Origin of the sequence: Polymorphospora sp. NPDC051019, from assembly GCF_040683055.1 — a bacterium.
In the GTDB taxonomy this organism is placed as follows: domain Bacteria; phylum Actinomycetota; class Actinomycetes; order Mycobacteriales; family Micromonosporaceae; genus Polymorphospora; species Polymorphospora lycopeni.
This window is the reverse complement of record NZ_JBFBCH010000006.1, coordinates 162,550-184,381: the sequence shown is the minus strand read 5'-3', so window position 1 is coordinate 184,381 and position 21,832 is coordinate 162,550. Positions and strand designations below refer to the sequence as shown.

The window sequence follows — 21,832 nt, the reverse complement described above, 5'->3', positions numbered from 1 at the left end:
TTGGAACCCAAACTATCACCGTCCAGGTCAGGTGCGGACCGGCAGCGGGTTGATTTATGCGTCCGCTAAGAAACCCGGCGGCCGTACGCCGGGCGTACGGCCGCCGGGCATGAGGCCGCCTTCCGTGCCGTGGCCGCCCGCCACCGCCAATGGCGGGCGGCCACGACCGGGCCGGGCTATCCGTCCGTGGCCCTGACCACCTCGTAGAGGGCCGTCCAGTTCCTGGTGCCGTAGCCGGCGGCGATCGCCCGTTCGTAGTGTGACCTGACCGCCTTCGGCAATTCGACGTCGACGCCGGCCTTCTCGCTGGTCCGTACGATGTGCTCCGCCGTGGCGCCCATCATCAGGGCCGTGCTCAGGTCACCGGGATACTTCCCGGCCTCCAGTTCACGGGCCAGTTCCAGCCCGTCGCCGACCATCGCCGGGATGCCGGTGAGCATGCCCACGGCACCGGGCAGGAACTCGGCCGCCGGGACACCCGCCGCGGTGACGAGGCTCGTGGCGTGCAGGAGGCTCGACAGCGCGGTGAGGAACACGGCGAGATTGGCCTGGTAGAAGAGCTGGGCCAGGCCGGGATCCGGGCCGAGGTACCGGGGCTCGCCGAGCAGCCCCAACACCGGCTCGTGGCCGCGGAACGCCTCCTGCGGTCCACTGTAGAAGACGCACGCGCCGGGGTTGCCGACCATGGGAGCCGGCACCATCACCCCGCCGGTGACGAAGGCCGCCCGGTGCCCGGCGGCCCACGTCGCCGCCTCGCGGGAGGCGTCGGGGGTGTCGGAGCTGAGGTTGACGAGAACCTTGCCGGCCAGCGCGTCGGCGTGCCGCCGGTCGGTCACCACCGGACCGAGGATGTCGTACATCGCCTGGTAGTCGGTGAGGCTGAGGATGATCAGGTCGGCGGCCGCCACGGCCGCGGCGGGCGTCGGCGCCAGCGTGGCCCCCTCGGCGACCAGCCCGGCGGCGCGGCCCGGGGTACGGTTCCACACCGTGACCGGGTGCCCGGCCCGCAGCAGCGCGGCGGCCATCGCCCGGCCCATCGGGCCCAGGCCGACGACCGTGACCGCCGCGGGACTGCCGGTGCCGTTCATCGGGCACTCCTCAGTTCCTCGAACATGCGGGCGGTGCCGTGCCCGCCGAATCCGGCGGCGATCTGCCGGCGGACGATGTCGTGCACCGGCTTCAGCACCGCCGCGTCGACCCCCTGCTCGGCACTGGCCCGTACCAGCGTGGCCAGGGCGGTTTCGGTGAACCGCAGGCTCTGCTGGCCCTCGCCGGTGTAGTCGGTGCTGTCGACGGTGGCGGCGAGGCCGGCCAGTTGGCCGACCATGGCGGTGAGGAAGGGCATCTGCCGCTCCGCGAACCGGGTCGCCGACACCCCCTCGGCACCGACCAGCGCCGCGCCGTGCATGAACCCGGCGAAGACGGTGTACATGCCGGCGAGCATCGCCACGTCGTACAGCGCGGCCAGCCCGGCGTCCGGCCCGAAGAAGCTGCTCGCGCCCCACAGGTCGAGCAGGTCCCGATGCGTCTCGAAGGCGGCGGCCGAGCCGCTGTAGAAGATCTTCGAGCCCGACCGGCCGATCATCGGCGGCACCGCCATGATCGCGCCGTCGAGGTAGGTGATGCCGTGCCCGGCGGCCCAGTCGGCCAGTTCACGCGCCTCGTCCGGCGTGGTGGTGGTCAGGTTGACCACCGTACGTCCGGACAGGCCCGGCGCGACCGGATCGAGTACGTCGTGCACGGACCGGTGGTCGAAGAGGCAGACGACGATCACGCCGTCACCGGCGACCGCCTCCTCGACACCGTTGACGACGGTCGCGCCGCGCTCGCCCAGCGCCTGCGCCCGGTGCGGCGTACGGTTCCACACGACGGCGCGGTGGCCGGCGTCCAGCGCCGCCGCCGCGAGCGCGCTGCCCATCGCTCCCAGTCCCAGGAACGTGGTGCTGGTGGTCATCGGATATTCCCCTTGTTCTGCGAGATGGTCGACGGGCGCCCGATGCCCATCCTGCGCAGCCACTCTCTGACCGACAAGTACCTACTATTTTGTTCAATACTCACCCTTTGGTAAGTATTGAGGGTGACCTCGGACGACGTGGGAGGACGCCGATGGCATCGAAGGTGAGGCGGGGCCCGTACATCTGCGGGATCGACGCGGCGATGGACGTGGTGTCGGGCAAGTGGAAGTCGCTGATCCTGTGGGAGTTGGACAACCACGGCACCCGCCGGTTCGGCGAACTCAGGCGTGGCCTGACCGGCGTCAGCGAGAAGATGCTGATCCAGCACCTGCGCGAGATGGAGGAGGACGGCCTGATCAGTCGCGAGGTCTACCGCGAGGTGCCGCCCAGGGTGGAGTATTCGCTGACCGAACACGGCCGGTCGCTCAACGCGGCCCTGCGTCCGCTGGGCGAGTGGGGGACCGGGCGGTGGGAGCGGCTTGCCGCCGGGGGAGACCTCGCGTCCCCGTGGCCGGCGGGCGCACCCCTGTTGCAAACCGGTGGCAACAGCTAGATACTCGCGGGGTGGAGGGCGCCGCCACGCGGCCCGTCCGGGCCGAAACCGAGCAGGACCGGATTCGGCCCCGGCAGGTGGGTGCCCGACGATACGCGGTGATCGTCGTCGTCGGGACCCGCCGCTCCCGCGGGAGAACGACCACCAACGCGCGGACCGGCCGGCGGTTCCCCCTCGGAACCGCCGGCCGTCGTCGCACCGGTGATCTGGTCGGTCAGGCGATCTGATACCCGCTGACCGAGGCGGTGTAGGACGAGTATCCGCAGAACGCACCGCCGTACCCGGTGATCGAGATCGAGCCGTAGACGCTGCCGTCGGTGTAGAAGGTGTACGACGCCTGCCCGGACACCGGCGTGTAGATGCAGGCGGTGATGCTGGAACTGCGGGTGAAGTTGTTGATGTACGTGGCGCCGATCGCCGAGTCCGGCGCGATGTACACGGTGCCGCCGGACACCGAGACGTACGCGACGTCGAGGTAGGTGCCCGACGACGGGAAGCAGTCGGCGTTGGAGCCGAACCGGATCGCGCCGACCTGCGGGCTCCCGGCCGGGAAGCCGGAGCTGAGGCAGACCTCGAGCGGGTTGATCCCGTTCGTGGTGACGTTCGTGACGGTCGGGCCGAGCACCAGCGTGCCGGTCCGGGTGAACCCGGTGCCGCCGGCGTTGCCGGAGATGGTGACCCAGAACGTCGGGCCGGTGACCGCGAGCGTACCGGCGGACCGGGCCTTACCGGTCGACGTCCGGTCCTCGGCGGCCTGCGCGGGTGCGCCGGCGAGCAGCAGGAGGGCGGCCGCCGCGGCGGCGACCACAGGGGCGAGACGGGAGATCTTCATCGGTTCCTCCGAACCTGGTACGGCGGATGGTGGGCCCGGCGGAGGGAGTCCGCCGGGCCCGGCGGATCGCTTGCGGTGCGGGTACCGCCGCCGCCCGGATCGGGCGGCGGTCGGCGCGCGGTGCCGCTTCGTCGCGGACCGTCCAGCGGTCAGCGGTCAGGCGCAGTTCGCGCCGACGACGGCGGCCACGGCCAGGACCGGCGGCGCGCCCCCGGGGATCGGGTGCCGGCGCGGCTCGCGCCCCAGGCATCCCTCCGGTTCCGGCGGGAAGCAGGAGCCGGCGCCGCCGTCCAGGTGCGGCCAGAGGTGGTTCATCGGGATCGGCCGGTCTCAGTCGAACAGGTGCTCGACGACGGTGATCACGACGTGCTTGCCGACGTGCAGCAGGGCCTCGGCGAGGTCGTCCAACATGGAACCCACGTCCTTTCGGGGGTTCCCGGCGGTGGTGCCGGGAGCGGTTTCTCCGCTGCGATCAGCGTCGCTCCCCGGCGGGGCCGCAACCATGTGGAAGCACCCACGGAACCACCCACGGAACCGGCGGCCATGCGGCGGCCGGCGCCGGCCCGGTCACGGCGGCAGCAGGGCGTAGAGGTCCGGGGACGGTACCGGCCCGTCCGTCGACGCCACCGCCGCCCGCAGCGCCTCCGCGATCCGTATCCCGGTCTGGAACTCCAGCGACCGGTAGTGCGCGAGGGCCGCCTCGGCCAGTTCCGCGGCCGCCGACCGGTCCGCCCGGCGCAACGCCAGCCGGCCCAGGCCGACCAGGGCCAGCCCGGGACCCCAGACGTCGCCGAGCCGGCGGCAGGTCTCGAGGCCGGACTCGTACAGCCGCCGGGCCCGCCCGTCGTCGGCGCCCGACAACTCGACCGCCTGCGCGATCACCAGCAGCGACTCGGTGTCGCCCAGCTCGTCCTGCAGCCGCCGGAACAGATCGCGGCTGCGTTCGGCCAGCCGTTCCGCCTCCGCGTACCGGCCGGTCGCCGTCGCCAGCAGCGCCTGCGCCGTGTAGACGTCGGCGGTCGCCCGTACGTTCTTCGCCCGCTGGAACAGCCGCAGCGACTCGTCCAGTGCCGGGGCGGCCAGCTCGGTCCGGCTCTCCTGCACCAGCAGGATGCCCAGGTTCAACAGCGCGGTCGCCACCACCCGCTCGTCGCCGGCCCGCCGGGCGGCGGCCAGTGCCTCGTCGTACGTGCGGCGGGCCGCCGCCGGATCGTTCGCGTACTGCTGGGACATGGCCAGGTTGCTCAGCGTGCCGGCCAGCCCGACGTCGTCACCGGCCCGCCGCCAGAGCACCACCGCCGCCCGGTAGCGGGCCACCACCTCGGCGTGCTCGACGCCGACGTAGTGACCGAGGGCGGCGGCCGCGTTGAGCGCCCGGGCCCGGTGGCGGGCCAGCGTCGGATCCACCGGATCGGGGTCGCCGGCGGCCAGCGCCTCGTCCAGCCAGCGCCGGCCGTCCGCGATGGCGCCCCGCCCGTACCAGAACCGCCACACCGCGCCGGCGATCTGGACGGCCGTCTCCGGCTCGCCGGAAACCCGGACCCGGGCCAGTACCACCGGCAGGTCGTACCGCAGGTGCTCCATGCGGTCCAGCCAGTGTTCCTGCTCGGCGCCGGCGAGCCCCAGGGCGGCCTGTTCCGCCTCGGCCACCACGTACGCGGTGTGCCGGGCCGCGGTCGAATCCTCCTCACCCAGCTCGCGCAACCGTTCGGCGGCGAACTCGCGGACCGCCTCGTACATCGCGAACCGGCCGTCGGCCAGGCTGCTGTGCAGGTGGTGGTCGCCGATCGCGGCCAGGCCCTCCAGCACGTCGAGATCCGCGTCGCCGCCCGCGCAGACCAGTTCGGCGGCCTCGACCGTGTATCTGGCCGGGAACACGCTGAGCCGGGCGAGCAGCCGCTGGGCGGGCGGCGGCAGCAGGCCGACGCTCCAGCCGATCGCGGCGGCCAGCGTGCGCTGGCGGTCCGGCGCGTCCCGGGGGCCGGCGGTGAGCAGGCGGAGCCGGCCGAGCCGGCGGTCCAGCCGGTCGGCGATCACGTCCACCGGGAACAGGCCGACCCGCACCGCGGCCAGCTCGATCGCCAGCGGCACGCCGTCGAGCAGCCGGCAGATCCGGGCCACCGTCGCCGCGTTGGCGTCGGTCAGCCGCCAGTCGGACCGGCGGGCGGCGGCGTGCCAGGCGAACAGCCGTACGGCCGCGGAGCGGGCCAGCAGCGCGGCCTCCCGGGGCGGGTCGGCGTCCGGCACCGGCAGCGGGTCGAGCCGGTATTCGTGCTCGCCCCGGATGTGCAGCGCGACCCGGCTGGTGACCAGCACCTTCAGGTTCGGGCAGCGGGCCAGCACGGCGGCGACCGCCGACGCGGCCGACAGGACGTGTTCGAAGTTGTCCAGCAGCAGCAACAGCCGCCGCTTGCCGAGCACGCCGACGAGTTCGGCGACGTCGCCCCGCCGGATCTCGCCGCCGGCGGCACCGACGAGGTGGGTGACCACGTCCGCCGGGCCGGAGACGAGGGTGAGGTCCACATCGCACACCCCGTCGGCGAAGTCCGCGCCGACGGTTTCGGCCACCGCGAGCGCCACCCGGGTCTTGCCGACCCCGCCGGTGCCGGTCAGCGTGACGATCCGTACGTCGTCGCGGGACAGCGTGCCGACCACCGCCCGGCTCTCGTCCTCCCGGCCGATCAGCGGCGTGGGCGGCGGATGGACCTGGCGGAACGTGACCGGAGCGGGAGCCGGCGTCTCCGGTGCCGCGGTCGCGCCGGCCGGTGTGGGCGGGCCGGGCGGTGTGGCCGGGCCGGCGCCGGTGGCCGGACGTCCCCGGGCCGTCTCCTCGAAGGCGGTCAGGTCGGTGCCGGTGAGCCGCAGCGCGGCGGCCAGCCGCCGGGCGGTCTCCCGCTGGGCCGTACGCACCTTGCCACGCTCGATGTCGCTGATCGTGCGTGCCGCGACGCCGGACCGTTCGGCGAGTTCCTCCTGGGTGAGGCGGGCCGCCCGGCGGACCCGCCGCAACAACCGCCCGAATTCGGCGTCGTGGTCGTGCGCGCGAGTCAACACCTACCTCCGGGGCGGCGAACCACGCTGCGTCGCGTCTTGGTGGCATGTCGTGCGCAGTCACCGTAGACCGGTGGATCGCCGCGCCGGAAGATCGCCCGCTGTCGCCTTTCGTACAGCGCGCGTGGGCGGCCGGTCCGGTGTGGACCGACGCCGACGGCCGGGCGGCGGGTCGGTGCCGGCCGCCCGGCCGTCGGGTGTGTGGTGTCGTCGCTCAGTTGCCGATCGCGGCCTGCGGGCCGGCGTACGTGCGCAGCAGGGCGGGCACGTCGGCCGCCGGGTGCAGCGTGTACGGGTAGAAGGCGCGCGGGTCGAAGGCGGTGCCCTTCTGCCGGACCTTGCCGCTGTCCCACGGGCTGTTGACGGTGATGTTGCCCCGCTGGACGAGTTCGCCGGCCTCGACGTAGTAGGGGTTCCGGACGTTCTCGTAGTAGCTGTTCTCGATGACGGCCTTGGTCAGGCCGCGCACGTAGTTGCCGTACGAGGTGTTGTTCTGCAGGTAGTTGTTGTACATGTGCAGGTTGGCGATGTTGTCGGCGCTGGGGTTGCGGGTGCGCGTGTTCTGGAACCAGTTGTGGTGGATGGTGATGCGGGCGGTGACGTTGTCGGTCCAGCCGATGCCGAACGTCTTGTTGTTGTCGGCGAAGTGGTTCCAGGACACGGTCAGGTTCGTGGTGTCCTTGCGGCTGTCGAGGAGGCCGTCGTTCATCCGGGTCAGCCGGTTGTGGTCGATCCAGATCCGGTTCGCGGTGTCGAGCTGGATCGCGTCGTAGTCGTAGGCGTCGTCATCGGGGTCGTCGTCCGGCATGAGGGTGTCGCGGATCGTCAGGTTGCGGATGATGACGTTGGAGACGCCGGTGCCGAGGAAGAAGCCGCCGCCGACGATGTGGCCGCTGGTGCCGACGCCGATGATGGTCTTGTTGGAGGCGACCCGCAGTTCGGTGCCCTTCGGGCTGATGTTGATGGTGCCGGCGACCCGGATGACGTACGGGGTGCTGGCGGTGACGTACCGGTTGAGGTCTGCCTGGTTCGTGACCGTGACGGTCTGGCCGCCCGCGCCGCCGGTCACGCCCTGCGCGAACCCGTCCGGCACGTTGGAGTAGGGGACCGAGGGGCCGCCGATCCTGGTCAGCAGCCACTGCTGGTTCCAGCCGTTGAGGTCGGTGTACTGGGAGATGCGCCCGCCGTCGGCGGTGGACCACTCCCAGACGTCGAGTGCCTTGCGGCTGTGCCGGTTGACCAGCCGGATGTGGCCGTCGCCGGTGTCGACGACCCCGAAGTGCTGCCGGGTGTCGGAACTCGCGGCCTGCTGGGTGAGTTCGGCGCCGTCCTGGGCGCTGGCGATCTGCAGCACCTTTCCGCTGTGCCGCGACCGGACCTGGTAGTAGCCGTTGTCGACCGGGACGAACTGCCACTGCTGCTGGTAACCGTCGTTTCGGGCCCACTGCACGATCGGCGCGCCGTCGTTCGTCGCGAAGTCGAAGACGTCGACGGCCTTGCCGCTGTGGCGGGAGGTGAGGACGTAGTGGGCGCCGGTGTCGATGGTGACCGCCTGGGACGGTGCCGCCGACACGACGACCAGGCCGGCGGCGACGACGGCGGTGGCCAGTGCCGCGGCCGCGAGTGCGGCCGGCCGGCGCCGGGGGCGCCGGTGCGATACGTCGAGCATTTCGATCTTGCCCCTCTGGTGTGGGATCGGATCGGTGGGGCCGGAGCGTCAGTGCCCCACCCGTGGGTCGACGCCTCCGCTGCCCGGCGCGAAGCGTTGGCCATCCGACCGGGCGCGGCTCCCGATGGCGCCCCGGATGGCTGTGGGGCACCACGCTAGGTGCCGGCGCGGCCCAGAGTCAACGAAGTCGGTCGATCTAATGCCGGTCGGTGCCGGTGAACCTCTCGACGGGTGTACGGCGTCCGGCGCGGAACGCCTCGAGCGCCCGGTGCGGCGGGATCGCCGATGCCGCGAACAGCACGCTCCCGTCGGCGGCGACGTAGATCGAGCCACCGCCGCGGACCGGTTGGAACACGACCACGCCCTCGTCGCCGGCCAGCAGCCGGTACCCGAGTTCGGCGCCGGGGGCGATCCGGCCGAAGAGTTCGGTGCCCCGGTCGATCAGGCGCTGCTGCGCCGCCGTCGGGACCCGCTCGCCGGCGGCCGGTGCGGAGCCGGCGGGGCGGTCGTCGTGGGGTTGCCCGCTCATCGTCCGGTCCTCCGGTCTGGCTCGGCCGCGTCGGCGCCCGCGCGGGCGCCCGGGGAGCCACGGTACGCGGTGCGGGCCGGGCCGCCGAAGTGGCCGGGTGGCCATCCGTTCGATCGGCCACCCGGTATGAGTGCCGTCGGGTGCCCCGGGTATGCCGACGCCAGACGGCGGCGCCGGCCGGCGTCTCTCCGCCGAGGTCAGGAGCTTGAGATGGCGCTGTCGTACGAAACGTTGCCCGGGGACGTCGACCACCTCATAGCCGACGACCACGCGGTGGTGGAGCGCCAGTTCCAGCACCTGGAGGCCGGCCGGGGCGACCGCCGGGTGCTCGTCGACCAGGTGTCGTTCGAACTGGCGCTGCACGCCGACGCCGAGGAGATCGTCGTCTACCCGGCGATGGCCGCGGCCGGCGAACCCGACGAGTCCGAACACGCCCGCCAGGAGCACCACGAGATGAAGGAACTCCTGGTGAAGCTGCACGACAGCCAACCGGGCGAAGCCGGGTTCGAGCAGACCCTGGCGACCCTGATCGCCGCCGTACGGCACCACGTGGCGGAGGAGGAGAGGGAGTTCCTGCCCCGTCTGCGGCAGTTGGTCGGCGCCGACCGGATGGCCGGAATGGGCAAGGAGTTCCTGGCCGCCAAACGGACCGCGCCGACGTACCCGCACCCGAAGGCACCGTCGAGCCGGGCCGGACACAAGCTCGCCGACCCGGCCGCCCTCGTGGTCGACAAGGTACGCGACATGGCGTCCGGCCGGATCAAGCACCTGGCGACCGACCCGTCCGGGCACCTCGACCCGCAGGCGCAACGGATCCTCGACGCCTTCTCCGGGCTGAAGCCGCAGCCGTTCGAGATCCTCACCCCGGACCAGGCCCGGGAACAGCCCACCCCGTTCGACGCCGTCCGGCGGATCCTCGCCGAGGACGGCAGGTCGACCGACCCCGAACCCGTCGGCTCGGTCGAGAACGTCACGATCCCCGGCCCCGGCGGCGACCTGCCGGTGCGGATCTACAAGCCGCGGGACGCCACCGGCCCGGTGCCGGTCGTCGTCTGGATCCACGGCGGCGGCTGGGTGCTGTTCACCGTCGACTCGTACGACGCCTCGTGCCGCGGCCTGGTCAACAAGACCGGCGCGATCGTCGTGTCACCGGAGTACCGCCGCGCTCCCGAACACGTCTTCCCGGCCGCCCACGACGACGTGCTGGCGACCTTCCGGTGGGTACGCGCCAACGCCGGCCTGATCGGCGGCGACCCCGACCGCGTCGCCATCGGCGGCGAGTCGGTCGGCGGCAACATGGCCGCGGCCACCTGCTGGCAGCTCAAGCAGGCCGGCGAGCCGCTGCCGGTGGCGCAGGTGCTGGTGTATCCGCTGACCACCGGCGAACAGTTCGGCGACTCGATGACCGACGCCGCGGACGCCCGCCCGCTCAACCGGCCGCTGCTGTCGTGGATGGCGATGCACGCCTTCGAGGGAGTGCCCGACGGCGCCAGGGACCCCCGGGTCGACCTGCTCTCGCTCGACGCCACACAGCTGAAGGGCCTGCCCCCGGCGCTGGTCATCACCGACGAGCGGGACGTGCTGCGCAGCCAGGGTGAGGAGTTCGCCCGTCATCTTCAGGCGGCGGGCGTCCCGACCACGCTGACCTGCTACGACGGGGTCATGCACGAGTTCTTCGGCGCCGCCGCGGTGCTCGACAAGGCCCAGCGGGCCCAACAGGAGGCCGCGCAGCACCTGCGCGAGTCCTTCCAGACCGGCATACCGGCCTACGCCGGCTGACCGCCGGCGGTTCAACCGCCGGCAGCGCCGCCGCCCCTTCGCCGGCTGTCCCTCCGCTCAGTCGCCGGCCACTTCGCCCGCGCCGATCGTCCCGAACGCCGTCGCGATCCGGTCCCGGTCGGCGCCGGCCGCCAGCAGCAGGTGCAGCAGGACACGCGCCTTGTAGCAGTCGAGCGTGCCGGCGGCGACGAGCCCACGCGACAGCAGGTCGGACTCCGAGCCGGGAAAGCCGTACGTGGCGGTCAGGACCGGACCCGCGCCGACCCGGGAGGCCAGCACCACCGGCATCCCGGCCGCCAGTTCGCCCAGGACGGCCACGGTGGCGGCCGGCACGTGGCCGACCCCGAAGCCGGCGACCACCAGCCCGTCCAGCCCCGAACCGGCCCGGCGCAGGGTCGCACCGTCGTCGCCGAGCACCACCGGCAGTACGGCCGTACGCACCGCCCCCGGGTCGCGTACCTGGAGGTCGAGCGGATGCCGGGCCGGGCGGGCGAGGACGCGGGCCCGCCCCTCGGCCACCAGGCCGACCGGCCCGATGTCGGGGGAGCGGAAGGCGGCGGGCGCGGTGGTGTGTGTCTTGCGCACCCAGCGGGCCGCGTGGATCTCGTCGCCGAGCACGACCAGGCAGCCCATCCGCCGGCTGGCCGGCGCGGCGGCGACCGTCACCGCCGCCAGCAGGTTCGCCGGACCGTCGGCGCCGGCCAGGGTCGGGTTGCGCATCGCACCGGTGACCACCAGCGGCGCGTCGTACGGCCACAGCAGGTCCAGCGCGTACGACGTCTCCTCGATCGTGTCCGTGCCCTGGGTAACCACCACCCCGTCGGCCCCGCCGGCCACCTCGCGCCCGGCGGCGGTGACGAGGGCGAGCAGGTCGTCGAAGCCGAGCGAGGCACCGGGCAGCCGGCGGAAGTCGTGCACGTCGAGCGTCACGCCCGTCGTCGCCAGGGCCGGCACGGCCGCGACGAGATCGGCGGCGGTCAGGGTCGGCACCACGCCGCCGGCCGGGCCGCCGGTCATGGCGATCGTGCCGCCCAGCGAGAAGACCGCCACCCGACGGCCCACGGCCGGCGGGTCAGCGTACGGCGGCACGGAGCATCGCGTTGCGGACGACCCGTCGCGTGTCGCTTCCCAGCGGTGCCGGCAGCGCGTCCGGCCGGAACCATCCGAGCGCGTGCGACTCCGCGCTCACCTGCTCGACGGCGTCCCGCGGCGCGTGGACCGCGAAGATCACGTCGTGGTGGTCGAGCCGCCGCCCGGCGCAGTTGACCACCTGGTGGATGTCCACGTCCACCGGCACCGGATCAACGACGAGCCCGGCGATGCCGCTCTCCTCGGTCGCCTCCCGCAACGCGGCGGCGGCCAGCGACGCGTCACCCGCCTCCAGATGCCCACCCAGTTGCACCCAGACGTCGAACTTGCCGTGCAGGCACAGCAGCACCCGGCGCCGGTCGTGGGAAAGGATGATCACACTGGCGGTGACGTGGCCGCCGTCGTGGTCCCGCCACATCACCTCGGGGCCGCTCTCCAGCAGCTTCATCGTCAGCCGCCAGTCGTCCGCGCCGTCCGGCGTCGGCGTCCAGTTCCGCAGGGTCTCCAGGGCGTCACGGTGCAGCAGGCTCACCCGGCCACCCTAGTGCCCGGCTGTTCGCCGACCGGCCGGCCGCGCCGGTATCGCCACGATGGGCGGGCAGGTGCGACCGGCAGGGCGGCGACGTGGCCGGGCACGGCTGGCCAGCCAGGGCGCGGACCGCGACCCCGCCGTACGCTGAACCGATGACCGCGCCGGAGGAGACGCGGCCCCGGGTCGTCGCGGTCGTCGGCTATCCGGGCGCCGAACTGCTTGACATCGCCTGCCTCACCACGACGTTCGACTACGCCAACCGGGGCGCCACCCCCGCCTACGAGGTCGTCACCGTCACGCCGGCCGGGAAACCGATCAGGTGCCAGTCCGGGCTGACGCTGCACGCCCAGGCCGCCGTCGAGCGGCTGCGCGGCCCGATCGACACGATGATCATCTCTGGGGGCGAGGGACACCTGGCCGCCGCGGACAACCCGCGACTCGTCGCCCACGTCCGGCGGCTCGCCCGCGAGACCCGCCGGGTCGCCTCGGTCTGCACCGGCTCGTCCGTGCTCGCCGCCGCCGGGCTGCTCGACGGTCGCCGCGTCACCACCCACTGGCTGTTCGCCGACCTGCTCGCCACCCTGCACCCCGCCGTACGGGTCGACCCGACCCCGATCTGGATCCGCGACGGCGACGTGACCACCGCCGCCGGGGTCACCAGCGCACTCGACCTGGCGCTGGCCTTCGTCGAGGAGGACCACGGACCGGAACTGGCCCGCCACGTCGCCCGCGCCCTGGTGACGTATCTGCAACGGCCCGGCAACCAGGCCCAGGTGAGCATGTTCGTCGCCGCGCCGGCACCCGACGACGCCGTGGTCCGCGACCTGGTCGCGGCGATCCGGGACGCGCCCGACGCGGACCTCGGCCTCACCGCGCTCGCCGCCCGGGCCGCGGTCAGCGAGCGGCACCTCACGCGGCTGTTCGTCGCCCACACGGGGCAGACCCCGGCCCGCTTCGTACGCGGTGTGCGGACCGAGGCCGCCGCACAGCTTCTCGTCTCCAGCCGGCTGCCGCTGGCCCGCATCGCCGTCCGCTGTGGCTTCACCTCCGCCGAGGCGCTACGCCAGGCCTTCGTCGACCGGTACGGGGTCACCCCGTCGCGTTACCGTGCCGCGTACAGCACCACGTCCATCGGCCGGCAATCCCTGGCCGGCCGGGGCTCAGCCGACGGCGGCGAGGACCAGGAAACCGAGACCCAGCGGTACATCCAGCAGGACGCAGAACTCCGCCAGTGACCGTGGCACCACCTGGTCGCGCCGGTAGTGGATCACGTCCCAGACGCCGTGTGCCGTCAGCACCAGCCCGGCCAGCACCAGCCCGACCTGCGGGGCGAGGAAGAGCGCGGCGACCGCGAGCCCGCCGTACCCCAACAGGGCCAGGGCCTGTGCGGTCAGCGGCGGACGCGGAACCCCGCCGACCAGGCCAGGGCACCGGCGACGACGGCCAGGCCGCTCCACCACGGCAGGCCGGCCAGCTCACTCACGACGATCACCACCGGGGCGGCGCCGACACCGGCCCAGCCCATCCACGGCCGGTCGAACGCGGCGGCACCGAGGTAGCACAGGGCGGCGACGCTGACGATGACCGACAGGGTCTCCCGGTTGGCGCCGGTCGCCAGCATCATCGTGGCCGCCGCCAGGCCGAGCACACTCGGCCAGCGGTGCAGCACCGCCGACCAACGCGCGGCGCCGGCCCGGGTACCGGCCGACACCGTGAAGTTCACAGAGGTATCCATGCCCCGACGGTGCCGTGTGAACGGCCACGGAACGAGCCCGGGACGTCGACACGTCCGAATTCCTGGGGTACGTGTCCGTGCCACCGCCCTCGGGCCGCCCGGACCCTGGCCCGTGTTTCGTAAGGCGTTGACTGGCCGGCGTGGCGGTGGTCGACAACTGAAGAGGTCTCCGGAAGGTCGGGTACATCGCGACGGCGGCGGCCGGCCCCGCACCCGACCCGACCTGGTCCTGGCCGACAAGGCATACGCCAGCAGCGCAACCGTGGCTACGCCCGCCGCCGCAGGATCAAGCTCTGCATCCCCCGCAAGACCGACCAGGACGCACACCGCATGGCCAAGGTGGCCAAAGGCGGACGGCCACCCGCCTTCGACCCTAAGATCTACCGGCAGAGACCCGCCGTCGAGTGCGGCATCAGCCAGCTCAGGCAACACCGCGCCATGGCCACCAGGTACGACAAATTCGCCGTCCGCTACGAAGCCACCGTCCCCATCGCCATCAACAACCAGTGGCTCCGCACCTTAGGGTTCATCCCAGCTGGTTGTTCTTGCCGAGTCGGCGATAGCGCAGTAGGGCGCAGCCGAGGTCGGCGAAGGCCTGGAAGTGGTCGGCTTTGCGTTCGTAGCGGCGTACGAGTCGGCGGTTGTTCTGTAGCCAGGCCAGGCAGGCCACCCAAGTTGATCTGGGCGCCAGTCACCTGACCGGCGACGGATAAGGTGGCTGGCGCCCAGATCAACAACGGAACGACGCGGCAGACCCACCTTGACCCTTGGTCGACGACCCGGCCGCAGGATCACAGGGCCGGAAGGTACTGACCATCGCCATTCTTGCCCGAATGGCTCTGGCCGGCTCATGAAATGCGCCTTAGCCGCCGAGCGCGGCCACGCTCACGATCCCGAAGATGGCGGCGAAGCCGGCCGTGGCGGTGACGGTGAAGACGGCCACCGGCCGATGGGCGAGCCACCCGGTAGAGCCGTCCGCGCGACGCCACCGGCGCGGCAGCGGCAGCGGCGGTGACCCGGGCAGCCGGTCCGCCACCGCCACCGTCACCAGCCAGGTGGCGCCGAGCACCCAGCCGGCGACGACGTCGCTCGGGTAGTGCACGCCGAGATAGACCCGGGACACACCGATGGCCACCGCCAGAATGCCGGCCGCGACCCAGGCCGTGGCCCGGACGGTGCGGCTGCCCGTCGCCATCGAGATCAACCAGGCCACCGTGGCCAGGATGACCAGGGCGCTGGCCGAGTGGCCGGACGGAAACGAGAAGCCGCTCTCGACCACCGCCCGGTGCAGCGGGTCGGGACGGTCCCGGGCGATCAGCAGCTTGCTCCCCGCGACGAGTAGCGCACTGCCGCCACCGGACACCGCGGCCAGCACGAACGGGCGCCACGACCGCAGCCGGACCGCCACCGCGACCGCGACCCCGGCGAGCAGGAGGGTGAGCAGCGCCTTGCCGCCGATGTCGGTGACCGCCACGACCACGGCACTGCTCCAGCCCGTACGGCGCTGCGCTACCCACTCCACGACCGGCCGGTCGAAGGCCGTGAAGTCGTCCTCGTCCACGACCGCGTCGAGGATCTCCACGAAGACGGAGACCAGCGCGAGCGCCAGGACCGCGCCGGCGACGAGGACGAACGGACCCGGCGGTACGCGGTCCCGGGCCCACGCCGGGACGTGCCGCGCGAGTTCCATCCCCCGCAGCCGCCGCGCGGTCGGTCGGGCGGCCACCACCGCCGCGAACGCGACGGCCACCGCGGCCAGTGCCAGGCCCATACTGGCCACTGTGGTCACACTCATCGCCCACCCCTTGCCAGGCCGGGTGGACCGAGGGGTCGCACCATCGACACACGACGCACGTTATCCCGGTCGTCGGCCGTTGTCGGCGCCCGTTAACCCTCCTTTAGCGTCGCCCGGCGCTGGCCTTAACCGACCGCCCGGCGTCGTCAAGCGGGAGTACACCGTCAAGGGGGAGTACACCGTCCCGGGCCGTACGGCGTCCCGGCTCGCCGCTCGGCAGACAGAATCAGGGGCATGGGACAACCCCGACAGGGAGGGTGCCGCACATGCTGTTCCGTAGCGAGATCCTCGACGGCATCCGGCGAGGCACCGTCTCGCTGGTGTTCCGCCGCTGGAGCCGGCCCCGGGTCCGGGCGGGCAGCCGGTTGCGGACCGCGATCGGGCTGGTGGAGATCCACTCGATCGGTCCGCTCGACGAGCGGGAGGTGTCCGACGCCGAAGCGAGGCGGGCCGGCTACCGGTCCGCCGAGGCGTTGCGCGCTGATCTGCCGGGAAGCGGCGACCTGCGGCTGTTCCGGATCGGAGTCGGCTACGCCGGCCCGGATCCGCGTGAGGCGTTGCGCGAACAGGATCGGCTCGGCGCGCCGGAGTTGGCCGCGCTCACCGAACGGCTGGCCCGGTTCGACCGGGCCGGGGCGCGCGGCGCGTGGACCGCGACGGTGCTGCGGATCATCGCGGAGCATCCGGCCCGGCGGGCCGCCGAGCTGGCCGAACTGGCCGGCTATCCGGCCACCGAGGTCTTCAAGCGCGACGTCCGCAAGCTGAAGGAGCTCGGCCTGACCGAGAGCCTCGAGACCGGCTACCGGCTCTCGCCGCGTGGCCGCGCGGTTGTCGACCGGCTCGACTGAGCGTCAGCCGTCGTCGGGGTCGGGGGGCCGGCCGGCTACCCCGCAGGTTGCGGTGTGGGCTTCTCCCGGTCGGCGGGCTGTGGTTCCGGCTCGGTGACCGGCAGGTCACGTATGGCCCGTAGCGGGGAGAACAGCGTCGGCAGGAAGGCCGCCGTCATCCCGACGGCACCGATCCACAGCACCGCCTGCGCGCCGAGGAGGGTGCCGAGGGCGCCACCGAGCAGACCGGCCAGCGGCATGCTGCCCCACATGACGAAGCGGAAGGTCGCGTTCATCCGGCCGAGCAGCCGGTCGGGGGTGACGGACTGCTGCAGGCCGGCCTGGGCGACGAGACGGATCACGCCGCCGGTCGACAGCAGCATCAGGCCGAGCACCGCCAGGTAGAGCCGCCAGCCCGGTTCGGCCAGTGGCATCAGGGCGGCCGGTGGGGCCGTACACAGTGGGGCCAGCCAGATGACCGGGCCGGGCCCGATCCGGGTGACCACCCGGCGGGCGACCAGGGCGCCGGTCAGGCCGCCGCACGCCATCGTCGACAGGACCAGTCCGATGCCGAAGGACCCGAGACCAACCTCCCGGGACAGGAAGACCAGCAGCATGGTCTGGTAAGTGACCAGGAAGAGGCTGAACATCCCGTCCGCCACGACGACCGGCCGCAGCAGCGGGTGGCCGAGCACGAACGACAGGCCCTCCCTGACCTCGCGCAGCAGGTGCCTCGACGGGTCGGCCCGGCGTCGGGTCTCGCGCTTGCGGATCCGGGCGACCAGCAGTCCCGAGAACGCCATCCCCACGGAACTCGCCAGCAGGGTCAACGGCGCGCCGAGCCAGGCCACGAGCGGACCGGCCAGTCCCGGCCCGCTGATGCTGACCGCCGAACGGACCGACGCGAGTTTGGAGTTGGCCTCCACGAGATTGTCCCGGCCGACCAGGAACGGCAGGTAGCTGACGTACGCGACGTCGAAGAACACCGTGAACAGGCCGTGTGCCAGGGCGACCGCGTACAGCAGCCAGACGGTCAGGGCGTCGGCCCACCAGAGCACCGGAATCAGCGACAGCAGGACGGCGCGCGCCAGATCCGTGTTGATCATTACGGAGCGCTTCCGCCACCGGTCGACCCAGGCGCCGGCGGGCAGGCCGGCGAGCAGCGAACCGGCCGTGGTCATGGCGGTCAGTACGCCGACCTCGAACTCGCTCACGTCGAGCGAGACGATGGCGATCAGTGGCAGGGCGAGGAAGACGAACCGGTCGCCGAGTTGGCCGGTCGCGGTCGCGGCGAACAGGTGACGGAAGTCGGGGTCGCGCAGCAGTCCCGGGCGTGACGGTGGCGGCACACGGTCTCCTGCCTATGGCGTCGGTCGAACTCTTCCGTCGGGAGCACCACGCAGACTGCCAGAGGGACCGGCGGTCGTCGACCCCGCCGGATGCGGTCCGGTGTTGCGCACCTCTGGCTAGGTGGGTTAGCTTCTAGGCTATGGAGCCTAGCCGAACCGCTCGCCCCCTGGTGACCGCGTCCCGCGTCCGTCTCGGTGCCCTCGCGTTCGTCGCCGCCGGGGTGCTGTTCGTCCTGTATCCGGCCACCCGGCCCTGGGACGACGAGTCCACGGCCGCCGGCGCGACCACGGCGCTGGGCTCCACCGCCTGGGTCTTCTCCCACCTGTTCGCGATGGTCGGCTTCGTCCTGGTGCCGATCGGCCTGCTCGCGCTGTACGGCGTGGTCGCCCGTACCCGGGCCGAGGCGCCGGCTCTCGCGGCGGTCGTCATCGGCTGGGTCGGTGCCGGCCTGACCCTGCCGTACTACGGCGCCGAGGACTTCGGGCTGCACGCCGTCGGGCGCGCGGCCGCCGACGGGCAGCCCGTCGACGTGCTCGCCCTGGCCGAGGCGGTGCGGTTCGGGCCGGTGGCGGTGACGACGTTCGGGATCGGCCTGGTCGCGCTGGGCTTCGCGGCGGTGCTCGCGGCGGTGGCGATCTGGCGGTCCGGCCTTGTTCCGCGGTCGAGCGGCCTTCTGTTCGCCGCCGGGTTCGTGCTGTTCCTGCCGCAGTTCTTCACCGCGCCGGCCGTCCGGATCGGGCACGGAGTGCTGCTCGGCGTCGGCTGTCTCTGGATCGCCCGAGGGCTGTGGCGGGCGGCCGGCCGCTGACGGTCGGTTCGTTCCCGGCGGCCGCGGCGCGCCGGTCGGCCAGACCGCGACCCTCCGATCAGGACGGTCCGCGGCGGCGGGGGTGACAGTCACCCTCGCCGCCGCGTCGACGTGTCCCGCGACCACGACACCGCGGTCGGCGACGGGTGGCGGTGCCCCGTCGCCGGGTCGGCACCCCACGGTGACTGTCCGGGCGGTGGCTGTCGGGGCGGTGACTGTACGAGGCGGTGACTGTCCGGGGTGGTGACTGTACGAGGCGGTGACTGTCCGGGGTGGTGACTGTCCGGCACGGTGACTGTCCGAACCCGCCACCCGGACGCCGTGGAGTGCCGGCGGCCCGGCGGCCGACTTCGGCCGGATGACCGGTGGCAAACCGCGGCATATGCGCAATTATGGCGGCACGCGTCCCGCCGGACACGGTATCTGACCTGCGGCGGAAGCCGAATCGGCCGGACCGTCGAGGGTCCGGCGGCGGTGCCGTACGCCCGGGGATCGGCGATCAACAAGCACGAAACCCAAAACGACGAAATTCGTCATTTCAAAGTGGTCAACTAACGATATCTCCGAGTCTATAGACAAGATCTGGCGTGTCCTCGTAGAGTCGCGGCCATCTCCCGAGCGCACACAACTTGGAGTCGACGTTGAACACTGAGCGCGCCGTCCTCGCGCCCGACGAGCTGCATACCGCCGCCACCGTGGTCGACGGGAGCACCGTCATCGAACTCAGCGACGAGCATCTCGAGCGGATCCGCCGCGGCGGTGTCACCGCCGTCAACCACACGGTGACCCGGCCGTACGCCGACACGGTCACCGCCCTGCGCGAGATCAACAGCTGCCGTCGCTGGCTCGACGAACACTCCGACGCCGCCCTGCTGGCGCTGACCGTCGACGACATCCACCGGGCCAAGGCCGAAGGACGGGAAGCGGTCATCCTCGGCCCGCAGGACACCGAGATGATCGGCGTCGACCTGGACCTGCTCGGCACCTTCTACGACCTGGGCGTACGCATCCTGCAACTGACCTACCAGCGGCAGAACCTGCTCGGCGCCGGGTGCGGCGAGGCCACCGACTCCGGCCTGACGATCCAGGGCCGCGCCTTCGTCCGGGCGATGAACGAACTCGGCATCCTGGTCGACGTCTCACACTGCGGCCAGCGCACCGGCCTCGACGCGATGGACGCCTCCGACCGTCCGGTCGTCGTCACCCACTCGTTCTGCGACGGACTGTCGCCGCACATCCGGGCCAAGAACGACGCGTTCCTGCGCCGGCTCGCCGAACAGCGCGGCGTCATCGGAATCACCACCCTGTCGGGCTTCCTCTACTACCCCGAGGAGCCACGGCGGCGCCCGGACCTCGCCCGCTTCGTCGAGCACGTGGCCCGCGTCGTCGAGGTGGCCGGCGTCGACCACGTCGCCATCGCGACCGACTACGACGAGACGCTCACCGAAGCCATGCGGGAGGAGCAGATCGTCGAACACCGGACCCTGCTCGGTGACTGGGCCTGGAGCGAGCGTCGGGCGGTGGGGATGGACGACGCCTCGCAGTTCCCGAACCTCACCACGGCACTCCTCGACGGCGGGTTCGCACCCGACGAAGTCACCAGGATCCTCGGCGGCAACTGGCTGCGGGTCTTCGGTGAGACCTGGCGGACCGCCACCACCACGCTGCAATCTCCACCCGAGCAAGGAGAAAGGCATGAGAGTTCGAACCCTACATAAGGTCCTCGCGGCCGGGGTCGCCGTGGCGGTGCTGGCCGGCTGTTCCGGCGGCGGCGCACCGCCGTCGACCGACAACGGCGGCACGACCAACGACGGGCTGAGCACCAACGTCCGCCTCGAGGACGAGAATCCGCCGGCCGGGCAGCCCAAGTCCGGTGGCCGGCTGAACATCATGATCCGGCTCGACGCCACCGAACTCGACCCGCACCGCATGTCGGAGACTTCCGCGTTCGTCATCAACGAACAGATCTACGAGTCGCTGGTCCAGTCGTACCGGGGCGAGATCAAGCCGGCGATCGCCGAATCGTGGGAGCAGAGCCCCGACGGCCTGACCCTGACGTTCAAGCTGCGGGACAACGCCTTCTTCCACAGCGGCCGCAAAGTCACCGCCGAAGACGTCAAGTATTCGATCGAGCGCATCAAGGACCCGGCGACCCGGGCCCCGCGGGCCCGCAGCTACGAGTCGATCACGTCGGTGGCGACCCCGGACGAGCACACCGCCGTGTTCACCCTGTCCAGCCCCAACGCCGCCATCCTCACCCTGCTGTCCACCGCCGCCTCCTCCATCGTCGACCGCACCGTCGTCGAGTCGGCCGGCCTCAACGGCAGCGTCGACGGCGGCAGCGGCCCGTTCAAGATGGCGGCCCGGGTCACCGGCCAGGCCATCAAGCTCGACAAGCACGACAGGTACTGGGAGCCCGGCGTTCCCTACCTCGACGGCCTCGACTTCACCTTCAACCCCGACGACAACGCGCGCGCCGCGGCCATCCGCAGCGGCACCGTCGACTTCCTGTGGCGGCCGGCCCCCGAGTTCATCGACGCGCTCAAGGCCGACGAGGCGCTGAAGTGGTACGGCGGCTCCGGCTCGCTGTCGCTGCACCTGCGGCTCAACACCTCCAAGGCGCCGTACGACAACGTCAAGGTCCGGCAGGCGATCTTCCTCGCCCTCGACCGGCAGGAGATCCTCAACGTCGCCAACTCCGGCTACGGCACCGCCCTCAACGCCGGCTACCTGCCGCCGGACCGGTTCGGCGCGCTGACCCAGCCCGTCTACGGCACGGCCGACATCGAGAAGGCGAAGGCGTTGCTGGCCGAGGCCGGCCACCCCGACGGCTTCGAGGCGACCCTCATGGTCATCGCGACGTCGGCGTTCCAGGTGCGGTCGGCCGAGGTGGAGCAGCAGCAGCTCGCCAAGATCGGTATCAAGGTCACCATCGAGTCGGTCGAGGCGAGCATCGCCGACACCAAGACCAAGTCCGGCGAGTTCGACATGTACCAGTCCGGCTTCGGGCTGACGTACGACCCCGACGAGCGGTTCAGCGCCAGCTTCCTCAAGGGCGGCGGCCTGAACTACGGCAACTGGCACGACGCCGAGTACGAGGCGCTGGTCGTGCAGGCCCGCTCGGAACTGGACCGTGAGAAGCGGGCCGCGCTCTACCAGCAGGCCGAGACGATCCTGGCCGACCGTGGCCCGGTGGCGATGACGTTCCTCAACGCGGACTTCGACGTGGTGAAGAAGGACGTCCAGGGCTACAAGGGCGACCCGACCCCGACGTACCGCTTCTACCGCCACCTCTGGCTCGACCGCTGACCGGGCCGCCGGGGGTGCC

21 protein-coding genes and 1 pseudogene are annotated in these 21,832 nt (G+C 72.2%); 8 read left to right on the top strand and 14 right to left on the bottom strand.

The genetic code is table 11. The features are described from left to right. Positions 1–176: 176 nt before the first annotated feature. Together AB0M79_RS13950 and AB0M79_RS13945 are read right to left on the bottom strand one after the other, a co-directional pair. Positions 177–1,088, bottom strand: coding sequence for an NAD(P)-binding domain-containing protein (locus AB0M79_RS13950; RefSeq protein WP_364212383.1), 912 nt, complete (start codon positions 1,086–1,088; stop codon positions 177–179). Continuing rightward, the gene (locus AB0M79_RS13945; protein ID WP_364212380.1) at positions 1,085–1,954 is read right to left on the bottom strand and encodes an NAD(P)-binding domain-containing protein; all 870 of its coding nucleotides are present in this window, start codon (positions 1,952–1,954) and stop codon (positions 1,085–1,087) included. The genes AB0M79_RS13950 and AB0M79_RS13945 overlap by 4 nt, the downstream gene beginning before the upstream one ends. Positions 1,955–2,106: 152 nt before the next feature. On the opposite strand from AB0M79_RS13945, the gene AB0M79_RS13940 reads away from it, so the two are divergent. Further along, positions 2,107–2,508, top strand: coding sequence for a helix-turn-helix domain-containing protein (locus tag AB0M79_RS13940; RefSeq protein WP_364212377.1), 402 nt, complete (start codon positions 2,107–2,109; stop codon positions 2,506–2,508). Between the two features lie 214 nt (positions 2,509–2,722). Here the strand turns inward: AB0M79_RS13940 and AB0M79_RS13935 are convergent, their stop codons facing one another. The 5 genes from AB0M79_RS13935 to AB0M79_RS13915 form a co-directional block, all read right to left on the bottom strand. Beyond that, entirely contained in the window at positions 2,723–3,340 is a 618-nt protein-coding gene (locus AB0M79_RS13935) for a hypothetical protein (RefSeq protein WP_357539904.1), read from the bottom strand. Between the two features lie 156 nt (positions 3,341–3,496). Continuing rightward, positions 3,497–3,655, bottom strand: a complete 159-nt coding sequence (locus tag AB0M79_RS13930) for a hypothetical protein (protein WP_364212374.1) — start codon at positions 3,653–3,655, stop codon at positions 3,497–3,499. Positions 3,656–3,907: 252 nt separating this feature from the next. Next, positions 3,908–6,394 carry a tetratricopeptide repeat protein gene (locus tag AB0M79_RS13925; RefSeq protein ID WP_364212371.1) on the bottom strand — a complete coding sequence of 829 codons (2,487 nt, stop codon included), beginning with the start codon at positions 6,392–6,394 and terminating at the stop codon, positions 3,908–3,910. A gap of 211 nt (positions 6,395–6,605) precedes the next feature. Next, positions 6,606–8,060, bottom strand: coding sequence for an RICIN domain-containing protein (locus AB0M79_RS13920; RefSeq protein ID WP_364212368.1), 1,455 nt, complete (start codon positions 8,058–8,060; stop codon positions 6,606–6,608). Between the two features lie 196 nt (positions 8,061–8,256). Next, complete coding sequence (locus AB0M79_RS13915; protein ID WP_364212365.1) at positions 8,257–8,589, bottom strand: hypothetical protein; 333 nt, start codon at positions 8,587–8,589, stop codon at positions 8,257–8,259. Positions 8,590–8,799: 210 nt separating this feature from the next. Here AB0M79_RS13915 and AB0M79_RS13910 point away from each other — a divergent pair, with 210 nt between their 5' ends. Further along, positions 8,800–10,368, top strand: a complete 1,569-nt coding sequence (locus AB0M79_RS13910; RefSeq protein ID WP_364212362.1) for an alpha/beta hydrolase fold domain-containing protein — start codon at positions 8,800–8,802, stop codon at positions 10,366–10,368. 57 nt (positions 10,369–10,425) lie between these two features. Here the strand turns inward: AB0M79_RS13910 and AB0M79_RS13905 are convergent, their stop codons facing one another. Together AB0M79_RS13905 and AB0M79_RS13900 are read right to left on the bottom strand one after the other, a co-directional pair. Beyond that, positions 10,426–11,430: an asparaginase gene (locus AB0M79_RS13905; RefSeq protein ID WP_364212359.1), complete on the bottom strand. Its 1,005-nt coding sequence runs from the start codon at positions 11,428–11,430 to the stop codon at positions 10,426–10,428. Positions 11,431–11,440: 10 nt separating this feature from the next. Further along, positions 11,441–11,989, bottom strand: a complete 549-nt coding sequence (locus AB0M79_RS13900) for an NUDIX domain-containing protein (RefSeq protein ID WP_364212356.1) — start codon at positions 11,987–11,989, stop codon at positions 11,441–11,443. 152 nt (positions 11,990–12,141) lie between these two features. Here AB0M79_RS13900 and AB0M79_RS13895 point away from each other — a divergent pair, with 152 nt between their 5' ends. Then, positions 12,142–13,224 (top strand): DJ-1/PfpI family protein, encoded by a 1,083-nt coding sequence (locus AB0M79_RS13895; protein WP_364212353.1) that lies wholly within the window; start codon positions 12,142–12,144, stop codon positions 13,222–13,224. Here AB0M79_RS13895 and AB0M79_RS13890 read toward each other — a convergent pair. Both AB0M79_RS13890 and AB0M79_RS13885 read right to left on the bottom strand, forming a co-directional pair. Beyond that, positions 13,150–13,359, bottom strand: coding sequence for a hypothetical protein (locus AB0M79_RS13890; RefSeq protein ID WP_364212350.1), 210 nt, complete (start codon positions 13,357–13,359; stop codon positions 13,150–13,152). The two genes, AB0M79_RS13895 and AB0M79_RS13890, sit on opposite strands and share 75 nt — an antisense overlap. A gap of 20 nt (positions 13,360–13,379) precedes the next feature. After that, the gene (locus AB0M79_RS13885; protein WP_364212347.1) at positions 13,380–13,724 is read right to left on the bottom strand and encodes a hypothetical protein; all 345 of its coding nucleotides are present in this window, start codon (positions 13,722–13,724) and stop codon (positions 13,380–13,382) included. Positions 13,725–13,902: 178 nt separating this feature from the next. Here AB0M79_RS13885 and AB0M79_RS13880 point away from each other — a divergent pair. Then, positions 13,903–14,237: pseudogene (locus AB0M79_RS13880) on the top strand (transposase); the annotation flags it as partial. Positions 14,238–14,250: 13 nt separating this feature from the next. On the opposite strand, the gene AB0M79_RS13875 reads toward AB0M79_RS13880, so the two are convergent. Both AB0M79_RS13875 and AB0M79_RS13870 read right to left on the bottom strand, forming a co-directional pair. After that, positions 14,251–14,394 carry a hypothetical protein gene (locus tag AB0M79_RS13875; RefSeq protein WP_364212859.1) on the bottom strand — a complete coding sequence of 48 codons (144 nt, stop codon included), beginning with the start codon at positions 14,392–14,394 and terminating at the stop codon, positions 14,251–14,253. A gap of 192 nt (positions 14,395–14,586) precedes the next feature. After that, a complete protein-coding gene (locus AB0M79_RS13870; RefSeq protein ID WP_364212344.1) occupies positions 14,587–15,519 on the bottom strand; it encodes a phosphatase PAP2 family protein in 933 nt (310 codons plus the stop codon). Between the two features lie 266 nt (positions 15,520–15,785). On the opposite strand from AB0M79_RS13870, the gene AB0M79_RS13865 reads away from it, so the two are divergent. Further along, entirely contained in the window at positions 15,786–16,367 is a 582-nt protein-coding gene (locus tag AB0M79_RS13865) for a hypothetical protein (protein ID WP_364212341.1), read from the top strand. Positions 16,368–16,402: 35 nt separating this feature from the next. Here AB0M79_RS13865 and AB0M79_RS13860 read toward each other — a convergent pair whose 3' ends face one another. Further along, positions 16,403–17,695, bottom strand: a complete 1,293-nt coding sequence (locus AB0M79_RS13860) for an MFS transporter (protein ID WP_364212338.1) — start codon at positions 17,693–17,695, stop codon at positions 16,403–16,405. A 140-nt stretch (positions 17,696–17,835) separates the two neighbouring features. On the opposite strand from AB0M79_RS13860, the gene AB0M79_RS13855 reads away from it, so the two are divergent. From AB0M79_RS13855 to AB0M79_RS13845, 3 genes are all read left to right on the top strand, one after another. Beyond that, positions 17,836–18,504: a hypothetical protein gene (locus AB0M79_RS13855; RefSeq protein ID WP_364212335.1), complete on the top strand. Its 669-nt coding sequence runs from the start codon at positions 17,836–17,838 to the stop codon at positions 18,502–18,504. A gap of 641 nt (positions 18,505–19,145) precedes the next feature. After that, positions 19,146–20,222, top strand: coding sequence for a membrane dipeptidase (locus AB0M79_RS13850; protein WP_364212332.1), 1,077 nt, complete (start codon positions 19,146–19,148; stop codon positions 20,220–20,222). Then, entirely contained in the window at positions 20,200–21,813 is a 1,614-nt protein-coding gene (locus tag AB0M79_RS13845; protein WP_364212329.1) for an ABC transporter substrate-binding protein, read from the top strand. The genes AB0M79_RS13850 and AB0M79_RS13845 overlap by 23 nt, the downstream gene beginning before the upstream one ends. Positions 21,814–21,832 lie beyond the last annotated feature (19 nt).

Bases quoted from the DNA above. Each gene is read 5' to 3' on its own strand.
- AB0M79_RS13945 (WP_364212380.1), bottom strand. From the start codon at position 1,954: ATGACCACCAGCACCACGTTCCTGGGACTGGGAGCGATGGGCAGCGCG.
- AB0M79_RS13845 (WP_364212329.1), top strand. From the start codon at position 20,200: ATGAGAGTTCGAACCCTACATAAGGTCCTCGCGGCCGGGGTCGCCGTG.
- AB0M79_RS13855 (WP_364212335.1), top strand. From the start codon at position 17,836: ATGGAGCCTAGCCGAACCGCTCGCCCCCTGGTGACCGCGTCCCGCGTC.
- AB0M79_RS13950 (WP_364212383.1), bottom strand. From the start codon at position 1,088: ATGAACGGCACCGGCAGTCCCGCGGCGGTCACGGTCGTCGGCCTGGGC.
- AB0M79_RS13885 (WP_364212347.1), bottom strand. From the start codon at position 13,724: ATGGATACCTCTGTGAACTTCACGGTGTCGGCCGGTACCCGGGCCGGC.
- AB0M79_RS13920 (WP_364212368.1), bottom strand. From the start codon at position 8,060: ATGCTCGACGTATCGCACCGGCGCCCCCGGCGCCGGCCGGCCGCACTC.
- AB0M79_RS13895 (WP_364212353.1), top strand. From the start codon at position 12,142: ATGACCGCGCCGGAGGAGACGCGGCCCCGGGTCGTCGCGGTCGTCGGC.
- AB0M79_RS13930 (WP_364212374.1), bottom strand. From the start codon at position 3,655: ATGAACCACCTCTGGCCGCACCTGGACGGCGGCGCCGGCTCCTGCTTC.
- AB0M79_RS13935 (WP_357539904.1), bottom strand. From the start codon at position 3,340: ATGAAGATCTCCCGTCTCGCCCCTGTGGTCGCCGCCGCGGCGGCCGCC.
- AB0M79_RS13865 (WP_364212341.1), top strand. From the start codon at position 15,786: ATGCTGTTCCGTAGCGAGATCCTCGACGGCATCCGGCGAGGCACCGTC.
- AB0M79_RS13940 (WP_364212377.1), top strand. From the start codon at position 2,107: ATGGCATCGAAGGTGAGGCGGGGCCCGTACATCTGCGGGATCGACGCG.
- AB0M79_RS13870 (WP_364212344.1), bottom strand. From the start codon at position 15,519: ATGAGTGTGACCACAGTGGCCAGTATGGGCCTGGCACTGGCCGCGGTG.
- AB0M79_RS13915 (WP_364212365.1), bottom strand. From the start codon at position 8,589: ATGAGCGGGCAACCCCACGACGACCGCCCCGCCGGCTCCGCACCGGCC.
- AB0M79_RS13910 (WP_364212362.1), top strand. From the start codon at position 8,800: ATGGCGCTGTCGTACGAAACGTTGCCCGGGGACGTCGACCACCTCATA.